Raw genomic sequence first — 12,749 nt, 5'->3', positions numbered from 1 at the left:
GGGTCAGCCGTGATCGCGCAGGGCGATCAGGCGGGTGATGTCGGCGGTGTGGCCGTCCGGGCCGCCCGGGGTCTCGATGACCAGGGGCACGCCGGCGGTGCTCGGGTGGGCGAGCAGTTCGGCGAAGGCGGCCGCGCCGATCGCGCCGGCGCCGATGTTCTCGTGACGGTCCAGGCGGCTGCCGACGCCGGCCTTGGAATCGTTGGCGTGGATCAGTCCCAGCCGCCCGGGCCCTGCGACCCGCTCCAACTCGTCCAGCAGCGCGGTGGCCCCGCCGGGTGCCGCCAGATCGTGTCCGGCGGCGAACGCGTGGCAGGTGTCCAGGCAGATCCCCACCCGGGGATGGTGGTCGACGGCGGCCAGATAGGGGCCCAGATCGGCGGCCAGCGAGCAGAGCGAGAAGCCCTGACCGGCCGTCGGCTCCAACAGCAGCCGGGGGCCGGTCTCGGACAGTTCCTCCAGCAGCGGCGCCAACAGGCGGCGTATCTGGGCCAGGGCCGTCTCCCGGGTCCTGCCGCCGGTGGCCGACCCGGTGTGCACCACCACGCCCGAAGCGCCGATGGCCGCGGCCCGGCGCAGGGAGTGCCGCAGCGAGACCACCGAACGTTCGGCCGTGGTCTCGTTGTGCGAGCCCAGGTTGATCAGATACGGCGCGTGGACATAGGCGGGCAGCCCGTCGGTGGCACAGGCGGCGGCGAACCGTTCGTCCTGGGCCGGATCGCCCGGCGGGGTGGCCCAGCCGCGGGGGTTGGCGACGAACACCTGAAGCGCCTCGGCCCCGATGGACCGGGCGTAACGCACCCCGACGGCGGCCAGGCCCCCCGCCACGGGGACATGACCGCCGATCGGATTGCGACCTCGACCGGTCGCCGTTGCCGTGCCGGCCGCTCGCCGTGCCTCTGCTGCCACGGGCCAAGCCTGCCAGGTCCCGCCGTCCCGCCGGGAGCCGGCTCAGTAGGGGCCGTTCACATTGTCGATGGAACCGTAGCGGTCCCAGGCGTAGTTGGCGGCGGCAACGATGTTGGCGACCGGATCGTAAAGGTCGTACGGGGTACCGGGAACGTGATACGCGTCAAACGTCGGCTGAATCACCTGGAGCAGACCGATGGACGGAGTTCCGTTGATCGCGTTGATATCCCAGAGATTGATCGCGTTGGGATCACCGCTGGACTCCCGGATGATGTTCCGGTGAAGTCCCTCATAGGTGCCGGGAATTCCGTTCGCGGCCATGATGTCCAGGGCCTCGCGGATCCAGCCGTCGAGGTTGTCCGGGTACTGCGGGGCCACCGGTTCCGGGGCCGGCTCCGGCTCGGGCTCGGGGGCCGGCGCGGGCTCCGGCTCGGGTGCCGGGGCCGCCGCCGGCTCGGCGGCCGGCTTGGCGTCGGCCTTCGCCTCGGGGGCCGGCTTCCTGGCCCGCTCGGCGCTGCGGCTCGCGGCCTGTTCGGCCGCTCGCTCCTCGGCCGCCCGGCGCTCTATCTCCGCCTGTTCGGCGGCCTGGGTCTCGGCGAGTTCGGCGCTCTGCCGGCGGAGTTCGGCGACCTCGGCCAGCGCGGACGTCAGATCGGCCGGCTCCTCGGTCGAACCGGCGGTCTCCGGGGCGGGGTTGGCGGCCGCGGCCTGTCCCGGCACGTCGGCCGCCTTGATATCCCAGGAGACATCGTCGCCCTGGGCGCCGGAAGTTCGGTCGGGGGAGCCGGCGGCGACCGGTGCGACGCCGAGGGCCACGGCGGCCAGGCCCGTGGTGGCGAGCGCCGCGGTGGCCGTGCGCCGCCATCCCTTCGCGCTGCTTCTGCCGGACTTGCCGGTCGTGTTGCCGGTCGTCGAGTTGCTGGTCCCGGCGGGACCTGGGTGAGCGGGCATTCAGGGGTCCTCGTGTTCTCGCGTGTTTCTCGCGGATCGCGATGGCCCTTGTTAACAGCCCTTAAAAACGAAATGCAATAACCCTATGTACTAGATGGCGTAGTGTGGCGCCGCGCCAGGAACCCGATTGGCGGCGTTATGGCCGGCGCCTGGAACTCGAAAAGAGCACTAACCGCTTTCGTATAGGACCTTAGTCCTGTGATGCGCGTCACGATAACCGCTGCTATGCGGTGGCAAAGGGTCCGAGCGTGTGAATTGGCGGATTCTGCCGCTGATTGGCGGTGTTCAGCGCACCCAGATGGTGATCGTCGAACCGCGTGGCGCCTCGTCGTCCCTGATCGACTGGTTGAAGACCGTGCCGGTGAAGAAGAGCTGGTTGACGTTCACCCGGAAGCCAAGGCCCTCCAGGACATCCTTGGCCTCGCCCTCGCTCATTCCGCGCACATCGGGCACCAGGATCATCTCCGGGCCCTTGGAGATGGTGAGTTCGACCGTGTCGCCCTCGGCCGCGCTCTGCCCCGAGCCGGGGGACTGCTCGGCCACGGTGCCCGACTCCTCCTCGGAGTGCACGCGCTCCGGGGCCACCTCGACCTCGAAGCCCGCCTCCCTGAGGCGCTGCATCGCCGTTCCCTCGGGCTCGCCGACCACCCGGGGCACCGGGATCTCCTGGCCCCTGCTGACCACCAGATCGATGGCGGATCCCGGACGGCGCTCGGCGCCGGGCTCCGGATCCGTCTCGATCACCGCGCCCTGCGGCACCTCGGCGGAGAACCGCCAGTCCTCCTCGCCGGCCACCAACCCCGCCTCGGCCAGCTGCTCCTGGGCCTCCGCCAGCGGGACGCCCCGCAGGTTGGGCACCTCGGAGATCGGCGGGCCCTGCGAGACCACCAGCGTCACCGTGGCGTTCTTGCGCACCCGCTCGCCGCGCTCCGGATCGGTGGAGATGACATGCCCCGCCTCGACGCTGTCGGAGAAGTCCTCCGTCACCCGGACGCCGAGCCCGGCGTCCCGCAGCACCTGTTCGGCCTCGGCGCGCGGCAGGTCGTAGACCCCCGGAGTGCGCAGGAACTGGCCGGAGTTGATGTACCAGATGCCGAGGCCGCCGGCGAGCAGCAGCACGCCGGCGACCACCAGCGACAGCACCCCGCGCCGGGAGAGCCGACGCCGGCGGACGGGCGGCTCGTCGGCGGGCGGCGGCGGCGCGCCGGCCGGCAGCTCGATCCGGGTGGTGCGGTTCGTCTCCCCGACATCCCCCGCGGGCCGCGCGGCGGCCGGGACCGGCACCCGCCTGGTCGCGTCCTCCGAACCCGACTCCGCGTCGTCGCCCCGGCCTTCGCGTTCCAGCCAGGGCGGCGGCGGCGCGTCCAGCTGGGCGTCGGTCAGCGCGGCGCGGGCCCCCCGCGCCTGGGCCAGCATCGCCGCCGCGTCGGTGAGCCGACGGGCGGGAACGCGGGCGGTGGCGGCGGCCACCAGCAGGTCGAGTTGGCCGGGCAGCCCGGGAACCGCCTCGGACGGCGCCGGCACCTCGTGGTTCACATGGGCGAAGAGGACCTGGGCGGGCGAGTCCCCCGTATGGGGCTTGCCGCCGGTCAGCATCTCGTAGAGCAGGATCCCGCACGCGTACACATCGGTGCGGGCGTCCACCGCGCCGCTCTCGATCTGCTCGGGCGCCAGATAGGAGACCGTGCCCAGCAGCGATCCGGTATGCGCGGACGTCTGCGTGTCCACCGTCCTGACCAGGCCGAAGTCCGCCACCTTGACCCGGCCGTCGGCGCCGATCAGCACGTTCTCCGGCTTGATGTCCCGGTGCACCAGGCCCGCGCGGTGCGCGGCGGCGAGACCGGCCAGCATCGGTTCCAGGATGTCCAGCACCGCGCGCACCGGCAGCGCGCCCCGTTCGCGCAGCACATCGCGCAGCGTGCAGCCCGCGACATACTCCATCGCCAGATAGACATAGGCGCCGTCGGCGCCCTGGTCCAACACCCCGACGATATTGGGGTGGTCGAGGCGGGCCACCGACTTGGCCTCGCGGATGAACCGCGCCACGAACTCGCTGTCGCCGACCAGCGAGGGGTGCATCACCTTGAGGGCGAGCGTGCGATCCAGCCGGGTGTCCACGGCGCGGTACACCGTGGCCATGCCGCCCACGGCGATCCGCTCGACGACCTCGTACCGGCCGTCGAGCACGCGTCCGATCAACGGGTCATGCACGGTGGTGTCCACAGCGCCCGATTTTACGCCGGAGCGGTCGGCCACCCGGCCCCCGCCGACCGGTTGGCGGCACGACCGCTGCCGGACCGCAGCACGACCGCAGCGGAACGGTGACGGAAACCGTCCGATCCGGCCGGTCGTCGAAGCGGCCGTCCCCACGGCCGCTTCGACAGCGATCCCGACGCTCAGCCCAGGGCGAGGCCCAGGGCCGACCTGATCTCCATCTCGACCTCGATGCCCATCGCCGCGTACCCCTCGTCGACGGCGGCCCAGAAGTCGTCGCCCGTCGCCCCGGCCGCCGCGTTCCAGTGGGCGAGGCTGCCCTCCCTGGCCGCCAGCAGCGATTCGATCTCGTCGGCGACCAGCGGCCAGTCGGCGGCCGAGAGCGCGGCCATCTCCGTCTCCATCGTGTCGACCAGCCCGGTCGCCCACTCCTGCTGGGCCGCCGTGTCGTCATCCGCCAGCGGCTCGTTCCAGAAGACCAGCTCAAGCGGCATGGTGAGTTCGAGGTAGGTCAGCGCCTCCTCGTCCAGCTCCGCCGGGTCCCGCCACAGCGAGTCGTCGAGCGAACCGCCGTCGACATGGCCGAAGAAGCAGAGGATCTCGCGGTCGCCGAGCCGCCAACTGGTGACCTCGGGGTGGTAGTAGTACGGCTGGGCCTCGGCCGGCAGCGCCCAGGTGTCCAGCACATAGGGCTGGACCAGCTCGGGGCACCGCTGGTCGGCCAGGGCGGTCAGCTCGTCGGCGCCGGGGAACGCGTCGTACCCGGTCACCTCGAACCGCCCGTACGCCTCGGCCTCGTGCGGCTGGTCGCAGGGGACCACCGAGACCGTCTGCTCCAGCGCGCCCTCCTCCTCGTAGGCGCCGAGGCCACCGGGCGGATCGAAGCAGTCGCGCACGTCGAGGTCGAAGACGATGGTGTCCACGCCCCCGGCGCCCGGCTCGTCGTCGTCCGGTTCCGGCTCCTCCTCCGGCCCGGTCGGCTCGGCGGGCTCGGGGGACTCCTCCTCGGGCAGCCCCTCGGAACTCTCCCGGCTCTCCGACGACGTGTCGTCCGAGTCGTCCAGCGCCAGCGGAACGGCCACCGCGAGGGCCACGATCTGCGCCGACGCCAGGCAGATCGCCGCGACGGCCAGGCCCTTGCCGCGCTCACGGCCGGTGCCGACGCGTCCCAGCGCGATGATGCCCAGCACCAGCGCCACCGGGAACAGCAGCACCAGGGACAGCGCGAACGCCGTCACCGCCAGGGTGTTCAGCGGCGCCTTGGGCGGCGGCCCCCAGCCGCCCTGGCCATAGCCGGGACCGGGTGGCGGACCCGGCGGAGGGTAGCCGCCGGGCGGGCCGTAGCCGCCCCCGCCGGGACCCGCGGGCGGCTGCGGCGGGCCGAACCCGGCGCCCGGCGGCGCGGCCGGTCGGTCCGGCGGAACGCCGTCCTGTGATCCCCCCGGCTGTGACGGTGTGCTCAACTGATCTCCCAAGGTCAGATCGTGTTTTCCCCCCATCCCGGGGCGAGCAGCGGAATCGTATATCAGTATGAGAAAGCCGGGCGTTCGGGGTCGAGAGCGGCCAACCCGTCCATGGGGGACGAGGCTTCGGCGAAGTGCCGACGGGGGATCCGCCCCGCCAGCCGGGCCAGCCGTCCCGCCGTCACCGCGTCCCGCATCGCCGCCGCCATCACGGCGGGACGCCGCGCCCTGGTGACCGCGGAGGCCAGCATCACCCCGGCGCAGCCCAGCTCCATCGCGAGCGCCGCGTCCGAGGCGGTGCCGGCGCCCGCGTCCAGAACGACCGGAACGCCGGCCCGCTCGGTGATCAGTTGGAAGTTGTGCGGGTTGCGGATGCCGAGCCCCGAACCGATGGGCGAGCCCAGCGGCATCACCGCGGCGCAGCCCACCTCCTCCAGCTGACGGGCCACCACCGGATCGTCGTTGGTGTACGGCAGCACGGTGAACCCGTCGTCCACCAGCGTCTCGGCCGCCTCCAGGGTGGCCACCGGGTCGGGCAGCAGGGTGCGTTCGTCGGCGATCACCTCCAGCTTCACCAGCTCGGTGCCCAACGCCTCCCTGGCCAGCCGGGCGGTCAACACCGCCTCGCCCGCCGTATGGCAGCCGGCGGTGTTGGGCAGCACGGCGATCCCCAGCCTGGTCAGCAGGGAGAAGACCGAGCCCCGGGTGTCGGGGGCCACGCGGCGCATCGCCACCGTGGTCAGCTCGGTGCCCGAGGCGCGCAGCGCCTCCTCCAGCACGGACAGGCTGGGTGCGCCCCCGGTGCCCATGATCAGCCGCGAGGAGAGTCGCGTCGCGCCGAACACCAGGGGCTCGTCCGCCAGGGGTTCGTCCGCCAGGGGTTCGTCGACGGGCCCGTCCTGTGGGGTGCCCGGGTTCTCGTTCACGTCAGCCTCCCTGGACCGCGGTGAGCACCTCGACCCGGTCACCGTCCGCCAGTGTGGTCTCCGGCCAGCGGTCCCTGGGGACCACCGTCTCGTTCACCGCCACCGCGATCCCCGCCGTGGCGCCGGTCAACTCGCCGACCAGCGTTGCCAGTACGGTACCCCCGGGCAGCGCACGCGGCTCCCCGTTCACCCGGACCGCCATCCGTCGGCGGGTGCTTTCGGCGCGTTCGGCGCGTTCGGTGCTCTCGGTCATGAGGGGACCCTCGCTTCGGTGCTGCCGGCGAAGCGGCCGGCGTGGAACGGGCGTGCGTGGTCGGGGAGTTCGCCGCCGGTCAGGGCGTCGGCCAGCACCTCGCCGGTGATCGGCGCGAGCAGCACCCCGTTGCGGTGGTGGCCGGTGGCCAGCTGGAGCCCGGGGAGCGCGGTCGGGCCCAGCAGGGGCGCGTTGTCCGGCGTGGTGGGACGGAGCCCGGCGCGCGTCTCCAGCAGCGGGAGTTCGGCGATGCCGGGCACCAACTCGTGTGCGTCGCGCAGCAGTTGGTAGACGCCTCCGGCGGTGACCCGGGTGTCCCAGCCGCGTTCGTCGGAGGTGGCCCCGACCACCAGCTCGCCGCTGACCCGGGGCACCAGATAGACCTCGGTGCCGCGCACCACCGCCCGCACCGTGCGGCCGAGCAGCGGGGGCCGGCCCGGCAGATCGCGCAGCCGCAGGATCTCGCCCTGCACGGGCCGCACCGGGACCGCCACCTCGGGCGGCAGCCCGGCCAGCGTCCCGCTGTGCGCGCCGGCGGCCAACACGGTCTGCGCCGCGGTCAGTCGGTCGCCGCCGGACAGCGCGACGCCCACCGCGCGGCCGCCGGAGACCAGCAGTTCGGTGGCCGCCTCCCGCCGCCAGCCGACGCCGACGCTTCGGCAGGCCGTCCGCAGCGCCTCGACCAGCGGGCGGGGGTCGACCTGATGGTCGCCGTCGACCCGTAGCCCGCCCCGGACGCCGGGGTCCAGCATGGGTTCAAGCCGTCGGCACTCCCGGCCGGTCAACCAGGCGACGTCCAGGCCGCATCGGCGCATGAGCAGATGCGACTCCCGCAGCCGGGCGCGGTCGTCGGCGTCCCTGGCCACGGCGAGGGTGCCGCAGGCCCGGTAGCCGACGTCGACGCCGGTGGCCTCGGTCAACTCGGCGGCGAAGGCGGGGTAGCGGTCCGCCGAGGCCAGGTTGAGCGCGAGCAACGTCTCCTCGCCGTGGTGGAGTTCGGTGACCGCGGCGAGCATCCCGGCCGCCACCCCGGCGGCGCCACCGCCGGGACGCGGGTCGACCACGACCGTGGCGAGGCCGCGTTGCGCCGCCCGCCATGCGGTGGTCAGTCCGATCACCCCGCCGCCGACCACCACCACATCGGGTGCGGCCGGTCCCGTTCGTCCGGTGTCGCGCGTGGCCATCACGCCTCCTCCCTTCGCCGGCATGACCCGGATCAGGTGCGTACGGTCGGAGGCCGACCAGCCTCCCTCTCAGCCCGGTTCGCCGGGCTCCCGTGGGTTCGTTCCCTCGCCAGGGTAGTACCGGCGCCCTCCGCCGAGCCCGCCGGGTTTCCCGGCCCGGGTCCCGGGACCAAGATCAGAGAGCGCTCTCTGATCTTGGTCTCTCCGCACCTCACGGGCAGTCAGCGATGCCTGCGGGCGAATAGGCGTCGGTTCCGGGAATCTGCGGGACTCCTTGACGGTGCCTCCTGGCACTTCTATGTTCCGCTTCCAGAGAGCGCTCTCTGGCCTCTCGCTCGATCACCGGAGTGCGAGAGGCCCCCCACACCCCCATAAAGGAGAGCCGTGAAAAAAATCCCATCTCTCACGTCGTTGTGGAGCAGACCGCGACGCATCCTGCTGGCCTCCGTGGCCTTCACCGGACTGCTGGCCTCGCTGGTGGTCACGGGCACGGCGGGTGCGGCCGAGACGGAGCAGCCCGCCGCGGGCGAGGTCGGGGCGGAGGCCGTGTACGTCGCCGAGTTCCTCGCCGAGTGCGAGTTCAGCCACCGCGCGCCCGACGACCCGATCATCTTCCCCGGCCTGCCCGGGGCCTCGCACTCGCACAGCTTCTTCGGCAGCAGGGCGACCAACGCCCACACCAACCTGGGCGATCTGCTGAACTCGACGAGCACCTGCGACCCCAATATCGACCTCTCCTCCTACTGGGTCCCGACCCTGTTCGTGGACGGTCAGCCGGTCGAGCCCCAGAGCGCCACGTTCTACTACCTGGGTGAGGGCGTCAACGATGCGGTCGTGGCACAGACACAGCCGCTGCCGCAGGGCCTGAAGATCGTGGCCGGCGACGCCGTCGCCACCTCACCCGAGGGCACGATCGCTCGCTGGTCCTGTCTGCACGCGGGGCATGTGAACCCCTCGCAGGACTTCGTGAACTGCCCCGAAGGCACCGCTCTTGAGTCCTACCTGGACTTCCCGCAGTGCTGGGACGGCGTCAACCTGGACTCGCCCGACCACAAGAGCCACATGGCCTACCCGGTCGCCGGCGAATGCCCCTCCACCCACCCCGTGCCGGTGCCCAAGCTGCGCCAGGTGCTGCGTTACCCGGTGAACGGTGATCCCTCTCGCTTCGAGTTGGCATCAGGACCCGGATACACGATGCACGGTGACTTCTTCAACGCGTGGCCGGAGGACGAAATGCTCCGTCGCGTCGAGGACTGCATCCGCCCCGTGATCAAGTGCGGCGCGGACGGCATCCCCGGCTGAGCGATCCCCGGTCCATCCGGGAGCGACGCGGCCTGAAGCAGGGCCGAGCAGTGGAAAGCGACCAGACAACGAAGTGACAAGGCATCGGCTCGTCGTCTCATACGGGCCGATGCCGGACCAGGGAGACCGGATGACGGGCAAGGCGGCCACGCGAGTTGTCGGGGCACTGCTCGCCGCGCTGCTGCTCGGCGGCTGCGGCGGATCGTCGGACGGGCGGGCGGGCGGGGACCCGACGCCCACCGAGGACGCGCCTCGAACGCCGGACGGCCCCTCGTCGGAGGACGAACCAGCTGACGGCCAGGAGTCGGACGCCGCCCCGGAGGACCCGGAGGCCACCGGGGACGGCGACGGCGGGATCGGCGGCCTGAGCGCCACCGACCTGGCCTGGACCCAGTTGATGATCCCGGTCAACGAACGCCTGTTGCCGCTCCTCGAAACCGTCGGGGAACGCGGCGAGAACCCGGACCTGCGGGACCACGCCACCGGCCTGGTCCCCCGCGTCCAGGAGGAAATCACCGCCCTGCGCGCCCTGTTGGAGGAGGCCGGCGTGGTCTACGAGGACCTGCACCGGGGGCACAACATGCCCGGCATGGTCACCGAGGAGGAACTGTCCGCGCTGGACGCCTTGGACGGAGCGGCCTTCGACGAGGAGGCCGTCGCCCACCTGCGCGAGTTCCTGGAGGAGACCGCCTCGGTCTCCCGTTCGGAGACGGATGCCGGCAGCCACCCGGGAACGATCGCCCTCGCCGCCGACCTCGACCGCGTGCGCACCGAACAGATCGCCGAGTTGGAACGCGTCATCGGCTGAACCGACCGCGGCGGTGCCGACCACCGCCGCCCGTACCCCCGTCGACGCCGCTCGGCGCGACCCCACCGACACGGTGGTCGACCCGTCACCGTCCCCCCGGACGGCTCGTCGGCCGCCACCCCCCACCGGAAAGGATCAGGACGAGATCATGCACGTCAGAAAACCGAGGAAGTACAGGTCGATCATGGTCGCCTCGGCCGTGGCCGCCCTGGCCGCGGCCCTCGGCCTCGGCACCCTCACCTCGCCCGCCACCGCGGCCATCGACCCCGACGCGGTGCTGCTGTCGTACAACAAGCCCGCCGAGGCGTCCACCTCGCAGAACGACGGCAACTGTTGGGAGTGCTTCCCGGAGCGCGCCTTCGACTACGACCCGGCCAGCCGCTGGGCCACCTCGGAGGACGGCGGCTGGGTCGACGACGGCTGGATCTCCGTCGACCTCGGCGCCTCCGCCGACATCAGCCATGTGGTGCTCCAGTGGGACCCGGCGTACGCCACGGCGTACGAGCTCCAGGTGTCCGACGACAACCAGAACTGGCAGACGTTCTACTCGACCACTGCGGGCTCCGGCTTCAAGGAGACCATCGAGGCCGAGGGCAGCGGGCGCTACGTCCGGCTGGTCACCAGCCAGCGGTCCAGCCCCTACGGCTACTCGCTCTGGGAGTTCCAGGTGTACGGCACCGGCGGCGCCCCGGAGGCCCCGCCGGTCACGCCGGACCCGCAGGAGCCGCTGGAGCTGGTGTTCAGCGACGAGTTCGACGGGCCGGCGAACAGCACGGTCGACCCGAGCAAGTGGACGTCCGACCCGGGCACCGCGCAGAACAACGAGCTCCAGGTGTACACCGAGGACGCCAACACCCGGATGGACGGGGAAGGCAACCTGGTGATCGAGGCGCGCCGCGAGGAGACGCCGGGCACCACCTGCCCGGTCGACCCGCTGAGCGGCTCGACCACCTGCCAGTACACCTCGGGCCGGATCAACACCTACGGCAAGTTCGACTTCACCTACGGCCGGGTCGAGGCCAGGATCCAGGTGCCCGAAGGCCAGGGCATCTGGCCGGCGTTCTGGATGCTGGGCTCCTCGTTCTACGACGACGGGCGGCCCTGGCCCTACACCGGTGAGATCGACATCATGGAGTACGTCGGTCTTGAGCCGAACGCCACGCACTCCACGCTGCACGCCCCCGCGTACTGGGGTGCCGGTGGCTACGGCAACTCGCTCGACCTGGGCGAGCCGGTGGGCGCCCGGTTCCGGGTCTTCGCGCTGGACTGGGACAGCCAGGGCATGGTGTTCACCGTGGACGACCAGGTCGTGCACACCGTGGACCGGGAGGAGCTGGAGAGCACCGTCGGCCCCTGGGTCTTCGACAACAACCAGTTCCTGATCCTCAACACCGCGGTCGGCGGCGACTGGCCCGGTCCGCCGGACGGGTCGACCGTCTTCCCGCAGCAGATGAAGGTGGACTACGTCCGCGTTTACCAGTGACCGTCACCCCTGACGGCTGAACTCCCTGGCCCGGTGCGGCGCTCACCCTTCGAGCGCCGTGCCGGGCCCGGCATGCGCCGTGCTGCCCGCGCCGTGCGGTTCCCGGCCCCGGGGGTCACGCCGAGCCGCGGACCACCAGCGACGGGTGGAAGACCACGGAGGGCAGCGGACGGCCGCCCGTCTCCGTCTGGCGCAGCAGCAGCCGGGCCATCTCGGCGGCCATCTCCTCCACCGGCTGACGCACCGTGGTCAGCGGCGGATCGCAGGCCAACGCCGAGACGCTGTCGTCGAACCCGACCACCGCCACATCCTCCGGCACCGAGCGGCCCTCCCGGTACAGCGTGTTGACCGCGCCGAGGGCCATCAGATCCGAGGCGACGAACACCCCGTCCAGATCCGGGTGTTCGGCCAGCAGCCGCTTCATCGCCGCCGCCCCGCTGACCTGGGTGAAGTCCCCCTCGATCCACGGCACCTCGCGATGCCCGCGCGCCGCCATCGCCGCCCTGAACCCGGCCAACCGCTCCTGTGCCAACGGCATGTCCTGCGGCCCGGCGATGGTGACGACGCGCCGCCGTCCGATCGCCAGCAGCCGCTCGGCGGCCAGCGTCGCGCCCGCCCGCTGGTCCACGTCCACATAGGTGATCGGCGTGGGCGCCGCCGGCCGGGCGGCCAGCACCGCCGGCAGCGCGGTGCCCGACAGCAGCCCCGGCAGCGGATCCTCGGCATGCGAGGAGATCAACACCACCCCGTCCACATGCCCCTGCTGCAGATAGCCCAGCAGCTGACCGCGCGACGCCTCGTCGTCGGCCAGCGTCAACATCACCTGGATCCCGCGCGGGCGCAGCACCTCAAGCAGCCCGGTGAGCACCCGCCCGAAATAGGGGTCGGTGAAGATCCGGCCGACGAACGGGCCGGTCACATCGCGCAGTTCCTGCTCGGACACCACCAGCGCCACCGAATCGGTCCGCCGGGTGACCAGCGAACGCGCCGCCCGGTTGGGGACGTAACGGGTGCGGGCGATGGCCTCCTCCACCAGCTTGCGCAGCCGGGGATCGACGGTGGACTCGCCGTTGATCACCCGGGAGACCGTAGCCCTGGACACCCCGGCGGCGCGCGCCACGTGCTCAAGCGTCACGGGCCGGGAGGTCGAGGACGGCTCCATGGTCACCAGCCCTTTATACCCTTGTGCCCCTGCCCGGTGGACGGCCGGGCGCCGGTGGAGGGGAATCGGGACCGGAAGGAGCCCTCGTAGGCTG

General features: G+C 72.1%; 11 protein-coding genes and 1 riboswitch. Of the genes, 3 read left to right on the top strand and 8 right to left on the bottom strand.

Features of this window, described 5'->3' with window-relative positions; translation table 11 throughout:
* Positions 1 to 3 precede the first annotated feature (3 nt).
* The 7 genes from AOM46_RS15675 to thiO form a co-directional block, all read right to left on the bottom strand.
* Positions 4 to 909 (bottom strand): deoxyribonuclease IV, encoded by a 906-nt coding sequence (locus AOM46_RS15675; RefSeq protein ID WP_062211622.1) that lies wholly within the window; start codon positions 907 to 909, stop codon positions 4 to 6.
* A 42-nt stretch (positions 910 to 951) separates the two neighbouring features.
* On the bottom strand, positions 952 to 1,860 hold the full coding sequence (locus AOM46_RS15670; RefSeq protein ID WP_078856856.1) for a transglycosylase SLT domain-containing protein: 909 nt from the start codon (positions 1,858 to 1,860) through the stop codon (positions 952 to 954).
* Positions 1,861 to 2,145: 285 nt separating this feature from the next.
* On the bottom strand, positions 2,146 to 4,083 hold the full coding sequence (pknB, locus tag AOM46_RS15665) for a Stk1 family PASTA domain-containing Ser/Thr kinase (RefSeq protein ID WP_062211619.1): 1,938 nt from the start codon (positions 4,081 to 4,083) through the stop codon (positions 2,146 to 2,148).
* Positions 4,084 to 4,256: 173 nt separating this feature from the next.
* Positions 4,257 to 5,537: a DUF4190 domain-containing protein gene (locus tag AOM46_RS15660; RefSeq protein ID WP_107080080.1), complete on the bottom strand. Its 1,281-nt coding sequence runs from the start codon at positions 5,535 to 5,537 to the stop codon at positions 4,257 to 4,259.
* Positions 5,538 to 5,599: 62 nt separating this feature from the next.
* Positions 5,600 to 6,400 (bottom strand): thiazole synthase, encoded by an 801-nt coding sequence (locus AOM46_RS15655; protein WP_062212667.1) that lies wholly within the window; start codon positions 6,398 to 6,400, stop codon positions 5,600 to 5,602.
* Between the two features lie 64 nt (positions 6,401 to 6,464).
* A complete protein-coding gene (gene thiS, locus AOM46_RS15650; protein ID WP_234313796.1) occupies positions 6,465 to 6,716 on the bottom strand; it encodes a sulfur carrier protein ThiS in 252 nt (83 codons plus the stop codon).
* The gene (gene thiO, locus AOM46_RS15645; RefSeq protein ID WP_062211614.1) at positions 6,713 to 7,900 is read right to left on the bottom strand and encodes a glycine oxidase ThiO; all 1,188 of its coding nucleotides are present in this window, start codon (positions 7,898 to 7,900) and stop codon (positions 6,713 to 6,715) included. Before thiO ends, thiS begins: the two co-directional genes overlap by 4 nt.
* Positions 7,893 to 8,004: riboswitch (TPP riboswitch) on the bottom strand. Its footprint overlaps the gene before it by 8 nt.
* Before the next feature lie 280 nt (positions 8,005 to 8,284).
* Between thiO and AOM46_RS15640 the strand changes: the two genes are divergently transcribed.
* The 3 genes from AOM46_RS15640 (at position 8,285) to AOM46_RS15630 (ending at position 11,493) form a co-directional block, all read left to right on the top strand.
* Positions 8,285 to 9,202, top strand: coding sequence for a DUF1996 domain-containing protein (locus AOM46_RS15640; RefSeq protein ID WP_062211611.1), 918 nt, complete (start codon positions 8,285 to 8,287; stop codon positions 9,200 to 9,202).
* 130 nt (positions 9,203 to 9,332) lie between these two features.
* Positions 9,333 to 10,010: a DUF305 domain-containing protein gene (locus AOM46_RS15635; protein WP_062211608.1), complete on the top strand. Its 678-nt coding sequence runs from the start codon at positions 9,333 to 9,335 to the stop codon at positions 10,008 to 10,010.
* A gap of 148 nt (positions 10,011 to 10,158) precedes the next feature.
* Positions 10,159 to 11,493, top strand: coding sequence for a family 16 glycosylhydrolase (locus AOM46_RS15630; protein WP_234313795.1), 1,335 nt, complete (start codon positions 10,159 to 10,161; stop codon positions 11,491 to 11,493).
* 115 nt (positions 11,494 to 11,608) lie between these two features.
* Here the strand turns inward: AOM46_RS15630 and AOM46_RS15625 are convergent, their stop codons facing one another.
* Complete coding sequence (locus AOM46_RS15625) at positions 11,609 to 12,655, bottom strand: LacI family DNA-binding transcriptional regulator (RefSeq protein WP_062212660.1); 1,047 nt, start codon at positions 12,653 to 12,655, stop codon at positions 11,609 to 11,611.
* Positions 12,656 to 12,749: the final 94 nt, after the last annotated feature.

The sequence above is a fragment of the Streptomyces sp. NBRC 109706 genome (genome assembly GCF_000974485.1).
Classification (GTDB): Bacteria; Actinomycetota; Actinomycetes; order Streptomycetales; family Streptomycetaceae; genus Streptomyces.
Note: the sequence above shows the minus strand (reverse complement) of the source record. Positions and strands in the feature narration are given on the sequence as shown.